Source organism: Bacillus sp. 2175 (assembly GCF_057812155.1).
On sequence record NZ_JBSZSU010000011.1, the window covers coordinates 133,195 to 151,538 of the forward strand.

Consider the following 18,344-nt stretch of genomic DNA (forward strand, 5'->3'; position numbering starts at 1 on the left):
TTTACGAATCAATATAATGAGGTTTATATAATTCCATAGATATCTTGAGACCTTATCCCGACGCATTGTCTATGGAATTATATTGGTTTATCCTCAGAAACTTAACAATATTCATCTCATCCAATCATACTAATTTTGCCCTACCATTAATGGCTCCTTAATTATTTCAGGGACATGATTTTTAAACCATTTACATTTATCGCCAATTTCTTGTGCTTTTATAAAGCTTCTTAAGAAGCATGTACTACAAAAACGTTTATTTTCACACTCTTTACATTCCTCAGAGTCCATTTGAGGTGCTTGCAAGTTAAAAAATGCATTAATGTATTTGAATTTTTCGTCATAAATATCTTTAATATTCTGTTCAAAAACATTACCTATACTGTTTTTCAAATCATCTAAACTATGCATAGTACACATTTTAATTTCACCATCAGGCGCAATCACAATATGTGATGTTATTGCACCACAATTCCTAATCTCAGCGCGCGCACCTTCATATAATGAAACAAATTTAGGATATTTTTTATTTATTTTCAACAATGCTTCACCATATGTTTTAACATCCTCTTCATTTAAATAAAGATCACTACATCCTAAGGCTCTTCCCATTGGTATTACTGGAGATACCCCAATACTATCAATCCCTAAATTATGTACCCATTCAGCTATATCTTCTACCTCGTGCACATTCAAATGTGTAACTATTGTGGCGATCCGCAAACGAACATCATTTTCGGCTAATTTCATTATGTTATTTTTAATTTTATGAAGTGTATTAGGAACTTTAAAGAACCAAGTCAAATAATTATCATCTAAGCTATGCATATCAATTTGCACAAATGTTTTCGACTTATTTTTTATTATTATGTCCATAACTTTCTCAGAAAGAGCTATACCATTGGTCAACAGTGTTATTTGAGAAAAATCCAAGTTAAGTGCATATAACAATATCTCTTTTAGATTTGGATGTACTGTTATATCACCGCCCGTAAGTTCAATTAATTTCACTCCTATATTATTTAAGTCATCTAATAAGGATTTTATTTGATCTAAGCTCATTACTTTTGGCTTTACTGCTCCAAAATCTCCATAGCAATGACGACATCTTACATTACATCTGTTTGTGATTTCAATTGAAGCCACTTTTGGATATATAGTCTGTTCTTCAATTAAATTAACTGGTACATTTATAGGTTCTTCTTGCGTACCAATGTTCATATTGTAAACTTTGGATACATTATTTAAAAATGCATTTAATTTCTTTTCAATACTTATTGGATCTTCACTGTATTTTAAAGACAAGAAAGATACAACTTGTCCATATGTTTTAGTACCATCAATTAACTCAATAATTTCAGTGGCGGTTTTATTTATCGTAAATGTATTTTCGTTTTTAAGCGTAGGAGCGCTTTCGTTTGGGTTTTTATGAACTACCAACATAGATTCATAATTTGATGTGAATTTTCTTATTTCTAGCTTTTCTTTCCAAAATAAATAGCCATTCACTTTAATCATCTCCTATAAAATTTAAATTTGTTTTTAGTTTATGTATTACAAAAATCCCATACTCGTTTTCGATAAATATATAGGACTTATTCTTAACATAACTGTTTGTCATTAGAATAAGTCCTAATTTAATTTCACCATAAACACTCTCACATTTTAAAATTTTAACTTGCAGTACTAGCTCCGGTTGCCGCAGTAACTAGATTTAATAACTCTACAGAACATGCTGCACATACTAAGCAACTCCAACAAGTCCAATCCCTTGGTTGTACTACTGGTGTTTCCATTTAGAACATCTCCTTTTTGGTTATTTATTTTTCTTCTAGAAAATTCATTTGACCAAAAGTGCTCATTCTCTTAGTACCTTTAACCAAAAAACTTCTAAAAGGATATTAGCTTGCAGTACTAGCCCCTGTTGCCGCAGTAACTAAATTTAATAATTCCACAGAACATGCTGCACATACTAAGCAACTCCAACAAGTCCAATCCCTTGGTTGTACTACTGGTGTTTCCATTTAGAACATCTCCTTTTTGATTATTTATTTTTCTCCTAGAAAGTCTAATTTGACCAAAAGTGCTCATTCTCTTAGTGCTTTTAACCAAAAAACTTCTGAAAGGATATTAGCTTGCAGTACTAGCCCCTGTTGCCGCAGTAACTAAATTTAATAATTCCACAGAACATGCTGCACATACTAAACAACTCCAACAAGTCCAGTCCCTTGGTTGTACTACTGGTGTTTCCATTTGACCTACCCCCTTTTCTGTATTGTGTGGTGCGACTAAAGTATAACTCCCTATGTTTTCTAAAAACAATCAAAAAATTTTAAACATTTTGTGTGTGTTTCTTTAATATTTTGTGACATATATTTACAAAACTTTCTTTTTGGTTTATTTAAAATAACAAATATCTTTATTAACTGATACTAAAAATTTTATTTATGAAAAGTTATTTAATCGCAGTATATCTTGTTAAACTGCTTTTTATAATTTATAATGTTAACTGTGTATGGTGTGTATGGTGTGCATTACATAACATAACACTTATCGATAGAGAGGTTGTTTAATGAAAATAGTCTTAAGTAATGTATCAAGTCTGCCTTTATATCAACAGATAAAGGAGCAAATTAAGGAATCCATATTTAACAATGAATTAAAAGAGGGTGAACAATTACCATCAATCCGCTCACTTGCTAACGACTTACATGTAAGTGTACTTACTACAAAAAGAGTTTATGCAGAATTAGAAACAGAAGGCTTTATTATTACAAAGGTTGGAAAAGGGACCTATGTAGCTCCTACAAATTTAGAGTTGTTAATGGAGTCCAAACGCCGGATGGTAGAAGTTAAACTTACTGAAGTTTGTCAAATGGCTCGTAGTATAGGTATTCATGCAGATGATCTCCATTCAATTTTAGATTTAATTTTAGAGGAGGAGAATGAAAAATGAATGTTGTGTTAGAAGTAAATAATTTAAATAAATCTTACGGAAATTTTTCGTTAAAAGATGTTACCTTTTCACTTAATACAGACTGTATAACAGGATTTATCGGTACAAATGGTTCTGGAAAGACCACTACAATTAAAGCGATTTTGGGTCTTATTTTAAAAGATTCTGGGAAAATTAATTTTCTAGGAAAAGATATGGATAAGCATGAAAGAAAGTCTAAAAACAAAATTGGTATTGTGCTAGACGAGGGCTATTTTTATGATGAATTAACAGTAAAGGAAATGAAAAATGTTATTGCTCCATCCTACACTGAATGGGATGAAACAGTTTTCCAAAATTATATTAAAAAGTTTAACTTAAATCTAGAACAAAAAATCTCTACTCTATCCAAAGGAATGCGAATGAAATTTGCAGTTGCATTAGCCCTATCCCATCATGCAGATCTATTAATAATGGATGAACCAACAAGTGGCTTGGATCCATTAGTACGGAGTGAATTAATGGATATTCTCCTTGATTTCATGAAAGAGCCGGGGAAAAGCGTATTTTTTTCCACTCATATTACATCTGATTTAGATAAAATTGCTGATATGATTATTTTAATTGATGATGGAAAAGTTTTAGTAAATGATGAAAAAGATGTTTTAATAGATACACATGCATTGGTAAAGGGCGACAACCGCTTAATTAATAAACAAACAAGACCTCTTTTTTTAAATTTACATCAAACTCACTATGGATTTGAAGGGATTACTAATAAAAAAGATGATGTACGTCGACTCATGCCTGATGTATTAATAGAAAGACCAACTATTGAGGAGATTATGCTTTCATATATTGGGGGGAACATCCATGTTAATTAACCTAGTGATGAAAGACTTTTTGTTAGTCAAAAAATATTTTCTAATCTTACTCGTTTTTGCTGCTATAGCTCCTATTTATCTTTCTTCACAATTACAATTAAACGATGGCGGTCTTGTTAGCTTTCTTTTAACCGTTATTTTGATGGAATATATTTTGTTCGGAACGGTATCCAAATTTGAGGATCAGTACAAGGGAGCGGCTTTACTTTGTGCTACCCCATACACACGAAGCGCATTTGTAAAAGCGAAGTACCTTTTTCTTTTTGTAATTTTTATTTGTGCAGCTATTATCCGTATAATCATTTCAGTTGTCGCACCATCGGGTATAGAAAGCCTGAGCGCTAGCGCTCTTGGAATAACTTTTTTAACTCTAAGTATTTTATTTGGTGTACTACTTCCTGTTCAGTTTAAATTTGGTTATGACAAAACCAAAATCATATCACTTTTAACTGCTTTTTTAATACCTTTTGTTGCTCCTACTCTTATAAGGGGACTACAATCAAGTGATATTGATTTCAAAAGTATTTTTCCATTCTCACCAACTGTCCTAACATGGATGCCTTGTTTCATCTCAATTATTATTGGTTTTATATCAATGATAATATCTCTGAAAGTATATGCAAAAAAAGATTTATAATTTAAATTTGAAATCATAGGAATGAGTAATTAAATACTTTATATATTTAATTACTCATTCCCTTTTATTTAATTCTCTTCTCTAATGAACTTATTCCTAAAATACATTTTATCGATATCAAAGTGAATAAATTTTTCAAATCACTAATTCCCTTAACATCTCTTTTCATTAACGATTTAGTAAACTAAGGATTATACATAATATATCAAGAGGTGATTTTATGAAAAAAATAATTAAATTCCTTTTGTTAATTAACTTGATTTCCGGAACTTTCATACCTATTACTACAGTTCATGCTGAAAATAAATCACAATATTATACTATAATGTTGAAGAACTATGAAAATAACCAAAAACTAGCTAGTAAGTTTCAAAAATATGATATGCAAGTAGTCTATAGTGTCCCAGAGATTGGTGTTATACAAGTGAAAGCTACCGAAAAAGCAATGAATATTGTTCATTCGGATCCTAATATAGATTCATATAATAAGTCATTACAATCGTTTAATTCAAGAGAAGTAGCAACCAATGTCTCTTCCCCCCTACCCTTAAATGAAATATGGGAGAATCAATGGGATATGCAACAAGTAACCCATAATGGTGATAGCTATAGACTATATCCAGGAACTAAAAATGTAACTGTTGGTATCATTGATTCAGGCATTGATATAAATCATCCTGATTTAAAAGATAACATTTCACCTGGATCTAAAAATTTAGTACCTAAAGGTGGATTTAGAGAGCAAGAATCTCAAGAAACAGGTGAATTAAATCGCCTAATAGATCTAAGAGGACATGGAACTTTTACTGCTGGACAGGTTGCAGCTAATGGTTTTATGAAAGGGGTTGCTCCTGGTATTGGAATTAAAATGTATAGAGTGTTTGGTAATGGAGCAGGTGAGGCTATTTGGGTTATTAAAGCCATAGTTGAAGCTGCGAAAGATAATGTTGATGTTATCAATTTAAGTTTAGGCGAATACCTCATCAATGGTATAGTATCTTCTTCAGACGGTGAATCTAGTGAGGAATTATCCGAAATTAAAGCTTATAGAAAAGCCATTAAATATGCTAAATCAAAGGGAAGTATCATAGTTGCTGCGGCTGGTAATGATGCTCTTGATGTTACTAACAAGCAGGAAATGAATGATTTTTTTAGAAAAAAAAATGAAAATACTGGGATAACATTTACTGGAGAAGTATTAGATGTTCCTGCTGAGTTGCCAAATATAGTAACAGTTTCATCTGTTGGTCCATCTAAATTACTCTCCTTATTTTCAAATTATGGTGAAAGTTTTATAGATATTGCTGCACCTGGAGGAGATAATAGATTATTTCAGCAATATGGTTTAGAACAGTGGGTAAAAAATAAGTTAATGTTAAAAGAACTAATATTAACTACCGCCCCTGGTGGTGGCTATGCTCTCTCTATAGGGGTTTCACTTGCCGCTCCAAAAGTGTCAGGTGCTTTAGCATTAATTATTGATAAAAATAATTTTAAAAAAAATCCAGATAAGGCCGTGAGATATCTTTATAAAAATGGAGTTAGCAATGATACCCCTACTAATAAAAGTTTTTTTGGTAATGGTTTGCTTGATGTCTATAAAGCGATTTCCCAATAAAATATATACACTTCAATTTGGTTTTAAACTAACAATTGATAGTGATTTTTTGATGGAACCTTTATTTAAAGCAAGTCTAATCGCCTTAAATAAAGGTTTTTTATTATATTGAATTAAATTTTTCCATATCCATCTATTAGATTCCCTATTTAGTCATTCTTGGATCCCACTTTTACTAATAACCTTAACAAGTGGTTATTTGCATAATTAGACTATTGTATCCAAAATAAAAAAACACTATTCTTCCTTTATATTTCTACAGAGAGAAAGGCGTTTTTCTGGCAGATATTTCTCTAAACTTTTGAGAGAGATGTTAATGCAAGATTGTTATTCCCTATGTTCCTCTATCACCTTATAGTAATCAATTTTTTCTTCAATAAACATTATACTACTCGGAGTATACCGAGTGTATTTTTGTAAATAATAAGATTGTTAAATGTTAAATCGAGGAGGGGTTGTATGCAAGATCGTAAAAAATCTATAAAAAGTCCTGGTTCTGTTATGAAACCAGATTTTGCTGAAACAGATGCACAAAAAGTGAAACAAGAAATTCAAAATGATGTAAGAGCAGGACAAGGAGCAATGACTTCCCGAGAGGCAGGGGCAATGCGAGATTAAGAAAACACTCCTTATTGGTTTTTTCTTCTCTAGAACTTTAACCAGTAAGGAGTTATTCCCGAACTATTTTAGCTTTTTACGTTTTTCCTTTAGAAACATAATGCGTTTCGTTTGTAAATCATAGGTTAATCTTACATCGAATTTCTCTCCATTAAATCTATTTTTTTAAACTAAGATTATTTTCTTTCAGATAATGTATTGCATCTTTGTTCACCGATCTTAAATCTATACCTTGTTTCTCTGCTGCAAATGAACATCCACAATAACACTGACGGAAAACATCATATTCATTACACATTTCAATTGAACGTTGATATCCATTACTTTTTTTGAAATCACTTGGTAAATAACGCGAATCATAATTTTTTTGTACACCGATTCCAAGTTCATTTATTAATTGACTATTTTTATTTTTAGAAAGAGTAATGGCACTCCCAAAGTAATCAAAACCTTTTTCTTGTGCTACCTCAGCTGAACGATCCAATCTCATATCAAAACAAGCTGAACAACGAAGCCCGCCTTCTGGCTCTTCTGCCAAACCTTCTTCTTTTACCATTTTAAAAAATACATTTGAACGGTAGTCATCCTCAAGAAATCCTACTGTGTGCCCAGTACGATCATTGAACTTTTCTACAAAGATCTTTTGTTCATTAGAGCGTCGCATGTACTCACTTTTCGGATGAATATTCGAATTCGAGAAAAAAACCGTAATATCTGCATGTTCTGCAAGAAATTCCAATGAAGCAGTACTACAAGGAGCACAGCATGAATGAAGTAACACTTTTGGTCTTTCGTTCCTTGCTTCCCAATCATTAATCATTTTTCTTAATACTTTATCATAATTTATTTTCTGATTCTTCATTTTCTTTAAATACGTTTCTACATCTAACACTTCTTTCACAACTAAACCTCCTGTTTATTTTTATTTATTATATCACTTAAATTCATTAATAAAATATAGTAATGTATGTATTTATCGATCGTAAAACGGTTCTTATGACCTTTGGTGATGGCTAAAATAATATATGTATTCTATTACCTCTATTTCTAAAATAAATCCTTAATCCTTCTTTTTCATCACAAAATCTTTTGGATTACCTTTTAACTGGTAATACTTCACGTTAAGACGAATAACTACTACGATGATTACCAAAAATCCTATTATATATAACATTGTTCCTTGCTCCGTTTCTTATTGTTTAGCGAACTTATTCTGTAAATACTTCACATGTTTATTTTCAGTATCCTTATCAGTAATATTTGCTTGCAAAATAGTCTGGTAAATATGCTCGACCTCGTCTTTTGTTAATTTCACATCAATATAGGATTCGATACATTTTTTTAGATCGTTATAATATAGGACATGTTTATCTTTAGAATGAACATTTACTCTTTTTAGGCTGCATTTTGGATGAAACGCTGCAATAGAAATACACGGCAGCTGTTGTTCCATCACCCATTCAATTGTTTTCATGTGCTTATAATTTTGTCTAAATGGATTCTGAAAAGAGTGTTTCTTTCTAAAAATACCTTGTGTCCATCTTGCTGCCTTCTCACTTCCATAAATCCAGCCCTCGTAGTTCTTCGTCTCTATAACAAATATACCTGTTTCTGCAATAACAATATGGTCAATTTGAGTTGTATCACCATACTCTGTATGAACCGCCACATCATGTAACACCCAATACCTTTCGTGATCTAATTTTCTTACTATACGTTTTACCATCTTTTCTCCAGCTCTTCCTTTCCATTTTGGAGCATGTTTTTTTACCATAATGTTTATCGGTATCAGAAGCACAATTAGAATTAATTCAAATATTAATACTTTCATAATTTAAGTCCCCTTTTCACATTCTTGTGTTTCTACGCATTAAACGATATACATGGGTTTCTAATCCTAAAATATAATATGAGATACATAAACCTTTTATCACCATCTCTATGAATCCTAATGCTAATGAAACAATGAGTCCGCCCCGAAATTGAAACGGTCTTGTCACCCTCCGATTCACTGTTTTTTCAATCACTCCAAAATTAGCCCAGGTTGGCAAACGCTTTTCTACATTCTTTATAGTGCCCATTAATCCATATTTCAATGACAAAATAAAACATCCAATTAGTAAATATATAATAGAAGAAAAATAGATAGATAAGCCCATAACAATAATTGTGAGCAGCCAACCTATCAAGATAGAATTACGTAAAGCGGTATATTCTGGATTTCTTTTCAAAACAAGCACTCCTATCAAAATAAATTAAGTTATTATTAAATACGAGGTATGAATTTCTAATTTAAATATTATTTTAGTTTCTATCTTCCTCGTCTGTTTTGTAGGCATACCAGCTCTACTACGAGGAGTATTCATTCTACAAATGGAAATAATTTACAACGAAAAACAATTAAAAATCGAACAAATTATCCCCTATATCAGAGGAGATATTTGCAGAATATGAAAGGAAAAATCAGATGGGTAGATAAAAGGTACTGAATGAACATTCAGTACCTTTTGCATCTATATATATTTCTTTACATATTCGCAAATAACCATGGAGCCAGTACGGCTAACATACATAGTAAACAAGATCCCGTTATAACGCGATTAGACCAACGATAATACTCAGGTTGTTTTGTACTCTCATGAATTCTTCGTAAACGAATTCCTGCAATTAACATAAAGGGTGTAAAAATAAGTGCTGTTGCTTTAAACAGGTCTAAAAAATCCGTAAAAATGTTCATAAACGAAAATACATCCGAACTAAATAAGAAATATACACTTAATCTCATTGCCATCATACTAACGAACGAGAAAATCATACTCCCTGTTGCCCATTTCATCCATTGACCATTCTTTGTAATTAACCCCATAACCATGACAATAACACCTAATATGAAAGAGATAGAAAAGATATTTACCCCTACTTTAAAAGCTGGTGCATACATACCCTCAACTTTTTGTATAATTGATGACCCAAATGAATCGTCTTTCTCTGTCGTTTTTGTTCGATTGTTTAATCCTTCGTTAAAAGATGAAGAAACATCATTTCCTTTCAATTCATTAAAATCCATTTTTACAGATGCATGAGCTGTATGTAAAGGTATGAGTACTAGGATCATAAAAACATATGTACATAAAACTCCAATCATCCCTTTTTCTCGCTTCACAACACATCACCCGCTAATTTTGGCTTAATGCTCTTTAATTTGATTTCATTTCCTTCTGCAACATAACGGAGATCTGCGGAATAATAGATATTGGCTTTTGTATATGCCCCCATAATCGCATTTGCAATTTCTTCTTTTTCTACTGCTACATATGTTTCATTTTCATTATAAAACTCTATTTCAATTCGATTAATATTATTATTTAATACTGTTATATGTAACTCTTTTAAGCTATTCAAACGATTTCCTAAACCACACACTAGCTTAAATACCTTACTCGCAAGTGTAGGTGGCTTAACATACGTCGTATTAAAATGAATCGTTTCATCATCTATAACACCATCTTCCTCGACTGCGCATGTCATAATGAAAGAATGATTTTGTTTTTCAATTTCTTGTAGACTTAACTTGCGATCAATGACATATTTCAGACTTGTTGATAGATTTTCTATATATTCATCCAGTTCAGTATTTGAAATTTTAACCTCTGAGAATTCTGGGAAAATCATGTAAGCGTGCATATTAGAACTACTTTTACTTACACGTAATACCTGTACCTGTTTCTTTTCATAGCGCACCGTTTGTTCCAATTTTTTTACTACATTGTTGCTTATATGATCTATTATCATATTTCATCAGCCTCCAGTAATTTTAATAAAATAATTTTTACAATCTCATGTATATAAAGCATTGCAATATTTTGCTGAGGTCTCGAAACTCATATTTTATGACTAATAATCACTTTAATCTTAAAACATCTTAATATTACAATGACGTACAGTGTTTCATTATAGTCGAATATTCTTATATGGTGAATCGTTCTGTTTCACTCATTTGCATAAAAATAAAAGGCTATTTTATCCTTATACAAATGAGTGAGAACATACTGTATTTCATGCTATTTATCTAAGAAAATTTAACTGGGAAATGGATGTTATACACTCCCTAGTCATCTATTGTTTGATTCAACTAATGTATAGAAAATAGGTGGATTCACCTCAAATTTTATATACATTCATATATTTTCTGGTATTATCCCTCCTTCTGTATAAATCCGATAGCACTTCTTATTAGATATCTTTATAAATAATGTTAATCCTTGTTCTCTTTCTGTCACTTTTGCAGTCCACTTTAACGCTTGTGCCTCTTCTACTTCTGATTTTCACTATTAACAAAAAGCACAATTGTTCAAGTTATAGAAATGTCATTCATGTTCTCACTTAGCATTTACTTCTCCATCCAAATTCTTTTAGACCGATGTAACAAATAAATTGTAAACACTGACAGACCCTTTTCTAATGTAATTTCCTTTGTGAGAGTAGTAATACGCTCTTACGCCTTACTAATCATCCTGCATTCCCTTGGTCAGCAAGAAACAAGACGTTTCACCAATACATTTCCCCTCTCAATTATTCAAATGAATCGTACTTAAACTAGCCCTTTACGAATTTGTTTTTTTCTTTTTCTTCTATGTATTGAAATTAAATAAAATTTTTCCGCCAAATCATTTTTATATGCATAATCATCTACCAGATTTCTAATTGCAATAAAAAAGGAAGCTCCAAGTATTCATATCACTTAGTTCTTCCTTTTCCCCTGTATAAACTACCATCACATGATTTATATCGCAGTTCTTCATTTGCACTCCCTAATAACTTATCTATATCAATCAATATATCATCCGGCTCTTTAGATTACTCTTTTAGATCTACTAATACTATTCAAACATTATTTTATTTCATTTTGTTATGAATCATAAATAATCCCACCTGCAACTTGAAAACAACATAAAAAGGACTTCTTCAAGTCGATTAAAAATGTGCATAACAAAATAAGCTATATATGCACTAATCGGCTCAAAGAAGCCCTTTCAAAATTGAAACAAGAACACAACTTGCTTCTGCAACTCAACCACAACACATAAGGCGTGGGAATAAACGGAATTCAACAAATAACAATATACCTATATATTATACAATTTAGATTTTCGTATCAAGAATTTTTTTATTATCTTTAGTCATTTGTCAGATGTTATACAATCAATACGCATTATCTAATAAGTTAATTCCAAGATCAAATATTATAATATTAATAGTAATCACCAGTGAAGTTTTACTAATAATGATAAATAAAAGACGCCAACTAGCGTCTTTTATTTACTCTTCCATATTTTGATTTTTCAATAATTCAAATTCCTATCTATGAAATATACTCCTCGTACCATTTAGCTTTTTTAGTTTACACTTTACACTCTTTTTCTTCATCTCACTCTTGTATTTCTTCGTACATACGCTGCCTTTCTTTGTTAACAGCTCTAATTTGATCGTAATCGTAGTCAATCGATTCCCTTTCTTCTGTTCTACGTTGTATTTCTTCGTATATACGCTGCTGCTCCTTGTAAGCTGCATCCCCCTGATCGTAATCAATTAATTCCTGTTCTTCGCCCCTAATTTGTCTTTTTCGCTCTTCTCTCTTTTGTTGTAGTTGATATCTTCTATATGCCTTCTTATCAGTAATTTTTTCACAGTCGTGCGCTAGCTCCTTCGTTTCGTCATGTCCATGTCCGCAAAAATCGTTTGGAATTATAGCACTAGATTTCTTAACAGATTCAGGATTAGGGTCTTCATGTTCTTTGCTAGCCTTCTCATCTTTAACTGCAGTATTGCTAAGACCATCTTGCTCTTTGTTCGTTACATTTCTATTAGAATCAAACTTTATAGTCATCGAACCGTGTCCACCGTGACCTAAATATATGTAGATAGAGAACAATTTAGTTGTTTCGCTGGATCCAGGCTTTCCTGCTATCTCTATGACTTTGTCCGCAGGCATTCCAACCTTGATTTGATTATACTGTTCTAGTGATACTGTTGATGCGTCCTCATGTACATCTTTATAATGCGGATATTTGTCATTAATTTCCTCATCTTTATTCTTAGATTCCTCCACTTGTTGTAGCTTTTTTTTCTTCTTAGGTTCTTCTGTATCCTCTTTGACCTTAGGCAGAGTGGACTTCTTCTCTACAATCTTAGGGGGATTAGTCTTCTCCTCTTCGACCTTTGCGACTTCTATAGAGTCTTGTTCCTTATATGGCTTGTAATCCCCATCTTCCTTTGCAGAGCAGGCACTGAAAATTGATACAGACGTTGCACTTAATACAAGTAATTTCTTTAATAATTTCGTATTAAATTTCATAATATTATTCCCCCGTTACATATATTAAATTGCCCCCTCATGCTTCCTCCTATAAACGTTATCCTTTTCCTTCGCACATAGACTCACATATAACTTTGCGTAAGCCTCTTCGATATTCATTACAGATCACTTTTTGGCTGTAGTACTTGTACACCCCTATAACATTTCAAGTTGATCAGTGTAACCCACAAGTCAGCATCTTTCTCATTATTCGCACTCTATTTCTATCAAATGTCTTAATTACGTATCTTATGCTGCGTAAAGAATTGTATATTAAATGTACTTCGTTATTTACCTTACTCCATTAATCAACGGCTAAGCGTTAAATTAGTGATATGTAAATTTTTTATCTTTCTATTATATAAATTGCTGTATATCGCATTATTATAATATTATTTTAGCAAATATTGTTTATCCATTCAACGTTGATTTATAGGTGTTAAAAAACGAATAGAGATGAAATTTCATTTGCTAATTCACATAATTTTCACACATTAAAACGCTTCATGTTAATATTTGTTATATAATGAAACCAAGCCTTAAGTAAGATAGTTTCCCTGTTACGAGTAATGAGATAGTTTGTTTCACCTTTTTATATTATCTAAAAAAGAACTTGTAGTGATGCCTACAAGTTCTTTTTGCATTTTTTATCATTTTAATCAAGGAGACACCTACAAAAATGAAGATGAATCAAGTGATGATTAATAAAGCCTATAAATTTCGAATCTACCCACATCTAGCACAAGCAATTCTAGGCAACAAAGTTAATGTTATCTCTTTATTATCAAGCGAAGGTTTTATAGTACCCTCAGAACGAAATTTTGTGCTAACTTGTAACAATACAGCTCATTTTTTCGTTTTAAGGTATTTCATAATATGGGCTGGATGGGTATGTATAGTGACCTCTGCTTAATTATCACAAAAACAGGTTGTGAAGAAAGTCTTCTTCACAACCTGAGATTAAGTTATATATCCAAATATGACCTGTTCTTTTAAGTATTTAGTCTTTTATAATCTGTTATAGTCGATATAACTAGAGTCATAATAAATCCACTGACCTGTTCCAATTCTTAGCCAACCATTCTTTTCTTCATATACTGTAACTTTTTCGCCTTTACTTGTCTTTCTAACAATAGAATAGTTTGTACCTGACCCGCTTCGAACATTTACCCCAATACCATTAATTTGAGCTGTTCCAACTACCTTTTCAACACTGCCATTTTCAATTACTTGTAGCATATTTAGAATGAATGTTGCTGTTTCACCACGAGTTGTTGTTCCTTTAGGGTCGTATTGATTTTCACCCTTACCTTTGACAATACCTAAGCCATACAATCTTTGTACATCTTCTTTATAGCTAATTTGGTCTTTGTCTGAGAATGGTAGGTTTACAACTGGTCCCCATATACCTTTATACTGTAAAGCCTTGTTTACAATAATTGCTGATTCTTCTCTTGTAATAGGTGTGTTTGGGTCAAAATAACCATCTCCTCTACCTTGAATGATACCTGCACTTGCAGTACGTTTAATACCATCTCGTAAAGTTGAATTTGCATCGTTTAGGTCTTTAAATGAAGCATCTCCAGCTGGCAGGTTTAGAGATTTAGAGATTAATTGAGCAAATTCGGCTCTTGTTATCGCTCTATTGGGTGCGAAAACTCCGTTTCCTTCCCCTATCATAATACCCCTTCTATTTAACTCTCGAATAGCTTCTTCATACCAACCTCCTGTAATGTCATCTTTTGGTTGATAAAGATTATTATAATATCCCTCAACGCTATTTACGAATACATCCCATTGCCCATTATTAATCATGTTAGCAGGGCAGATTTTACCGCTCCATTTTTGGTGTTTTACAATGTTATTTAACGGTACACCAGTTTCTTTCATTAAATAAGCTACAAGTTTCTTAGCGTTATCTACTGCTTTACTGTAGTTTCCGTCACTGTTAACTGCGATTTCAATTGCAATAGATTCTCTATTACCTGGACCATCACCGTCTCCTGCGTGCCATCCGTTCTCGTTTAATGGTAGATGTTGATAAATCTCTTTATCGTCTACTGTAAAATGCCACGATGCAGCACGGTCCGTGTTACCTACTGCTTGGTTATATAGGTATTGAGCATGGTTTCTAGCACCTGCTCCTACACTTGTATTATCAGTCTCATGAATTGTAATATACTTTGGACTCATGTAGTTTTGAGGACGAATATTATCGTTACCTGCTGGAACAATCCATTCAGTGAATGGAACACCGTTTATTGTACTAGAGGTGCTAGGTGATATGGGAGACAGACTACGTTTTGTTCTGTTTGAATTGTTAGGAACAGTTAATGTACCTGTTTCTTCATGAATACCTTCTGAACGTTGAAGACTATCTACTTTCCTATTGTCGACAGTACCTCCACCACGTCCGTCTACCTCTTCAAAACTAGCTTCAATACTTTTTAAAGCCTGTTCATCTGTTGTTGTTTGAAGTTGGTCTGTGTTACCTTGCACTTGAAGGCTTGTAGATTGCTTATTGTTTACTGATTGTTGTTCCTCTGCAAACGATACCAATGGTGAAGATAATACCGTTAATCCTGCCGTGAATGCTACTACTTTTTTATTAAATTTAATATTCATTTCTAATTTGGCATATCTCACTATCTTAATAGATATACCTTCCTCCTTGTACTTCTTTTAGTTCGAATAATAGTTTAAATATTGGTAGCCTGAACCTTCAAAATGACGGATTGATTTTACATTTCATATGTCAAACCGACATCTATAAGTCCTACATGAAATGTCAGTACTTTAGAATTATAACACAGCACGGTTGCAATAATTCCAAGACTCTTGCAAGTAATCTCCTAATCTTCGACATGCTGATAGGATGACTCTAAAAAAGGGGCATTATCAGTATGGAAAAGGGAAATTTGTTTAAACGGGGCATTATCACAGCGCTATCAAGCTAAAGTTTTATACGACCCATAAAGCAAAAAACGTTATCCTTTCTATAGAATTATAGGAAGGGATAGCATTTCTTTATGAATCTTTAAATGCTTACGTTTACTGAAGAATTACAGCGGCATATGCCTCCCCAGGTTCTACAAAGGACGAAGCACTTGATTATCAACATGATTGATCGCATCTAGTTTCTCAGGATAACATTTTAAGAGTTCCTATTTCAAATGGTGAAGATTACACTATAGATGATAAATTTACAACTTCACTCTTATTATTCATCTGCATAGTTTATCATAATGGAATAGCATTCAAAAAATTCCCTAACAATATAAATCCCCCTCTCCAATTCCTTGAATCTGAGCAATCGGTACACCCTTACTGGTCTTTTTGTTTTTATCGTCACCCTTTCAAATCATCTTCATATGTTGTATATAGATATCTCCTTTCGAATTGACAATGATGCCTCTTTCAAGTCCTTAATGTACGCCTTACAAAGAGCACTTTTGAAAAGTGCTCTTTGTACTTTGTAATACACTCAATCTATAATAAAGTAATTTTAATGTATGAATAATTTACACCTGCCTCTTTGTATGAATTGTAATTATTTGTACACACTATAATTGGAAGGCTTGAATCATTGTCATTGAAAAATGTTCAGCACTTATGTTCAGCACTTCCGCTCCTCGTATAGTATGTTTAAACTTAATTTTTTTACTTTCATGAGAGACCTGTAAAATAACTCTTGGACGTCTCAAGATATTTCTAGATAATGGTCTTAGGATCATTTGGGACAATTCTTACCGCTCCTGTGGACTTACCACATAATTAAGAGTGTTTCTCAGTGAACGTGCGGGACTCCCTACTCGCAGGCTGAGCAGCCTGACCCTCGAACCTAGATGTTAGTAGCTCTAGGGCGGCTTTCGATTCAGGACTAGCTCTCATACACGAGGTTGTTGGTCGGCGTGCACACTAGAGATATCTCGAGACGTCCGAGGAATGATTCTAAATAGAAGGGAGGTCTCTTACATGAGATTATTTGTTGGTTTAGATGTAAGTTCGTTTGATATAAAAGCTTGTATTTTAAATGGTGAAGGGAAAAAGCTAGATTCCTTTTCGGTCAACAACGACTTGCCAGGTGCCACAGCGCTCAAAGAGCGAGTGTTACAGTGTATAGCCAACCAAGAAATTGAAACTTTTAAAATCGGTCTAGAATCCACATCTGTTTATAGTTTTCATCCATCTATGTTTCTTCATTATGATGAAGACTTACAACGGTTTGGGGCAAAGGTATTTCTGATGAATCCAAAACAAATTGCAAATTTCAAGAAAAGCTATTCTGACATGGATAAAACAGATGAGATTGATGCCTTTGTCATCGCTGATTACTTACGATTTGGACGGAATCAAATGTCCATCGTAAAAGAAAGTCAGTATGTGGCACTCCAGCAATTAACAAGATCTCGTTATCAGCTCGTTAGAATGTTGACAAAGGAAAAACAACATTTTCTCCAACACCTAAGTTATAAATGTAATACGTTCTCACAAGAAGTGGATTCTTCTATCTTTGGCAACGCCATGATGGAACTGTTTCTTGAAAAATTCAGTCTAGAAGAATTAGCTGACATGCCTTTAGAGGAACTCGCTGAGTTCCTACAAAAGAAAGGGAAAAACCGATTCGGTGACCCAAAATGTATCGCATCGACCATTCAAAAGGCTGTTCGCTCTTCCTATCGTTTGGATAAGGTCGTAGAAGACTCAATCGATGTTCTTCTAGGAACATCAATTGCGGTGATTCGTACCTATCAACAGCAAATCAAAGAACTAGAAAAATCCATTAAGCGAATCATGGCTGGATTAACGCAAACACTTGAGTCCATTCCTGGAATTGGTCCTGTATTCGCCGCCGGTATTATCGCTGAGATTGGTCAAATCGAAAGATTTGATGATGAAACCAAGGTAGCAAAATATGCCGGATTATATTGGCGTACGCACCAGTCTGGTCGATTCACCGCAGAAAACACTTCGTTATCCCGTAATGGAAATCATTACTTGCGGTATTACTTAGTTGAAGCCGCCAACTCAGTAAGAAGGCACGTATCTGATTATCAAGAATATTACGTAAAAAAATATAATGAAGTACCAAAACATCAACACAAACGTGCACTCGTTCTAACCGCAAGAAAACTTGTGCGATTGGTGGATGCGCTACTACGTAGTCACCAACTCTTTACGCCAGAAAGGTGCGTGAAAGTGTGACATAAAACTTGTCATCGCTACCTTTCAATTAATTTCCAGTAAATTACATACGTTACTGGTTTAGTTTCGTGATGTCTTTTTTTAGTAAATAG

The 18,344-nt window shown here is 33.0% G+C and carries 17 protein-coding genes and 3 pseudogenes; 9 read left to right on the forward strand and 11 right to left on the reverse strand.

Annotated elements, in window-relative coordinates:
• Positions 1 to 129: 129 nt before the first annotated feature.
• The 4 genes from ACXKY9_RS31195 to tucA (ACXKY9_RS31210) form a co-directional block, all read right to left on the reverse strand.
• A complete protein-coding gene (locus ACXKY9_RS31195) occupies positions 130 to 1,518 on the reverse strand; it encodes a radical SAM/SPASM domain-containing protein (protein ID WP_033679607.1) in 1,389 nt (462 codons plus the stop codon).
• A gap of 155 nt (positions 1,519 to 1,673) precedes the next feature.
• On the reverse strand, positions 1,674 to 1,796 hold the full coding sequence (gene tucA, locus ACXKY9_RS31200) for a subclass IId bacteriocin thuricin17 (protein ID WP_000449799.1): 123 nt from the start codon (positions 1,794 to 1,796) through the stop codon (positions 1,674 to 1,676).
• A gap of 105 nt (positions 1,797 to 1,901) precedes the next feature.
• Positions 1,902 to 2,024 (reverse strand): subclass IId bacteriocin thuricin17, encoded by a 123-nt coding sequence (gene tucA, locus ACXKY9_RS31205; protein WP_000449799.1) that lies wholly within the window; start codon positions 2,022 to 2,024, stop codon positions 1,902 to 1,904.
• Positions 2,025 to 2,130: 106 nt separating this feature from the next.
• Positions 2,131 to 2,253 (reverse strand): subclass IId bacteriocin thuricin17, encoded by a 123-nt coding sequence (gene tucA / locus ACXKY9_RS31210; protein WP_000449799.1) that lies wholly within the window; start codon positions 2,251 to 2,253, stop codon positions 2,131 to 2,133.
• Positions 2,254 to 2,572: 319 nt separating this feature from the next.
• Here tucA (ACXKY9_RS31210) and ACXKY9_RS31215 point away from each other — a divergent pair, with 319 nt between their 5' ends.
• From ACXKY9_RS31215 to ACXKY9_RS31235, 5 genes are all read left to right on the forward strand, one after another.
• Positions 2,573 to 2,956 carry a GntR family transcriptional regulator gene (locus ACXKY9_RS31215; RefSeq protein ID WP_000706800.1) on the forward strand — a complete coding sequence of 128 codons (384 nt, stop codon included), beginning with the start codon at positions 2,573 to 2,575 and terminating at the stop codon, positions 2,954 to 2,956.
• The gene (locus tag ACXKY9_RS31220; RefSeq protein ID WP_001103609.1) at positions 2,953 to 3,819 is read left to right on the forward strand and encodes an ABC transporter ATP-binding protein; all 867 of its coding nucleotides are present in this window, start codon (positions 2,953 to 2,955) and stop codon (positions 3,817 to 3,819) included. The genes ACXKY9_RS31215 and ACXKY9_RS31220 overlap by 4 nt, the downstream gene beginning before the upstream one ends.
• Complete coding sequence (locus tag ACXKY9_RS31225; RefSeq protein ID WP_000906771.1) at positions 3,809 to 4,456, forward strand: ABC-2 transporter permease; 648 nt, start codon at positions 3,809 to 3,811, stop codon at positions 4,454 to 4,456. Before ACXKY9_RS31220 ends, ACXKY9_RS31225 begins: the two co-directional genes overlap by 11 nt.
• Positions 4,457 to 4,676: 220 nt before the next feature.
• Positions 4,677 to 6,074, forward strand: coding sequence for a S8 family peptidase (locus ACXKY9_RS31230; protein ID WP_016090598.1), 1,398 nt, complete (start codon positions 4,677 to 4,679; stop codon positions 6,072 to 6,074).
• 459 nt (positions 6,075 to 6,533) lie between these two features.
• Entirely contained in the window at positions 6,534 to 6,692 is a 159-nt protein-coding gene (locus ACXKY9_RS31235; protein WP_001154000.1) for a hypothetical protein, read from the forward strand.
• Positions 6,693 to 6,849: 157 nt separating this feature from the next.
• Here ACXKY9_RS31235 and ACXKY9_RS31240 read toward each other — a convergent pair whose 3' ends face one another.
• The 3 genes from ACXKY9_RS31240 to ACXKY9_RS31250 form a co-directional block, all read right to left on the reverse strand.
• Positions 6,850 to 7,584, reverse strand: a complete 735-nt coding sequence (locus tag ACXKY9_RS31240) for an epoxyqueuosine reductase QueH (protein ID WP_031303436.1) — start codon at positions 7,582 to 7,584, stop codon at positions 6,850 to 6,852.
• 300 nt (positions 7,585 to 7,884) lie between these two features.
• Positions 7,885 to 8,523: a nuclease-related domain-containing protein gene (locus tag ACXKY9_RS31245; RefSeq protein ID WP_016090596.1), complete on the reverse strand. Its 639-nt coding sequence runs from the start codon at positions 8,521 to 8,523 to the stop codon at positions 7,885 to 7,887.
• Positions 8,524 to 8,539: 16 nt separating this feature from the next.
• Positions 8,540 to 8,923 (reverse strand): hypothetical protein, encoded by a 384-nt coding sequence (locus ACXKY9_RS31250; protein WP_016090595.1) that lies wholly within the window; start codon positions 8,921 to 8,923, stop codon positions 8,540 to 8,542.
• Between the two features lie 55 nt (positions 8,924 to 8,978).
• Between ACXKY9_RS31250 and ACXKY9_RS31255 the strand changes: the two are divergent.
• A pseudogene (locus tag ACXKY9_RS31255) lies at positions 8,979 to 9,171 on the forward strand (hypothetical protein); the annotation flags it as partial.
• Positions 9,172 to 9,219: 48 nt separating this feature from the next.
• On the opposite strand, the gene ACXKY9_RS31260 reads toward ACXKY9_RS31255, so the two are convergent.
• The 3 genes from ACXKY9_RS31260 to ACXKY9_RS31270 form a co-directional block, all read right to left on the reverse strand.
• Positions 9,220 to 9,855: a hypothetical protein gene (locus tag ACXKY9_RS31260; RefSeq protein WP_016090594.1), complete on the reverse strand. Its 636-nt coding sequence runs from the start codon at positions 9,853 to 9,855 to the stop codon at positions 9,220 to 9,222.
• Complete coding sequence (locus ACXKY9_RS31265) at positions 9,852 to 10,484, reverse strand: hypothetical protein (RefSeq protein ID WP_000582601.1); 633 nt, start codon at positions 10,482 to 10,484, stop codon at positions 9,852 to 9,854. Before ACXKY9_RS31265 ends, ACXKY9_RS31260 begins: the two co-directional genes overlap by 4 nt.
• A 1,636-nt stretch (positions 10,485 to 12,120) precedes the next feature.
• A complete protein-coding gene (locus tag ACXKY9_RS31270) occupies positions 12,121 to 13,047 on the reverse strand; it encodes a hypothetical protein (protein ID WP_016090593.1) in 927 nt (308 codons plus the stop codon).
• Between the two features lie 694 nt (positions 13,048 to 13,741).
• On the opposite strand from ACXKY9_RS31270, the pseudogene ACXKY9_RS31275 reads away from it, so the two are divergent.
• Positions 13,742 to 13,810, forward strand: a pseudogene (locus tag ACXKY9_RS31275) (helix-turn-helix domain-containing protein); the annotation flags it as partial.
• 245 nt (positions 13,811 to 14,055) lie between these two features.
• Here the strand turns inward: ACXKY9_RS31275 and ACXKY9_RS31280 are convergent.
• Positions 14,056 to 15,672 (reverse strand): S-layer homology domain-containing protein, encoded by a 1,617-nt coding sequence (locus ACXKY9_RS31280; RefSeq protein WP_016090592.1) that lies wholly within the window; start codon positions 15,670 to 15,672, stop codon positions 14,056 to 14,058.
• 463 nt (positions 15,673 to 16,135) lie between these two features.
• On the opposite strand from ACXKY9_RS31280, the pseudogene ACXKY9_RS31285 reads away from it, so the two are divergent.
• Together ACXKY9_RS31285 and ACXKY9_RS31290 are read left to right on the forward strand one after the other, a co-directional pair.
• A pseudogene (locus tag ACXKY9_RS31285) lies at positions 16,136 to 16,249 on the forward strand (DUF3221 domain-containing protein); the annotation flags it as partial.
• 773 nt (positions 16,250 to 17,022) lie between these two features.
• Positions 17,023 to 18,252, forward strand: coding sequence for an IS110-like element ISBth166 family transposase (locus ACXKY9_RS31290; protein WP_001236345.1), 1,230 nt, complete (start codon positions 17,023 to 17,025; stop codon positions 18,250 to 18,252).
• Positions 18,253 to 18,344: the final 92 nt, after the last annotated feature.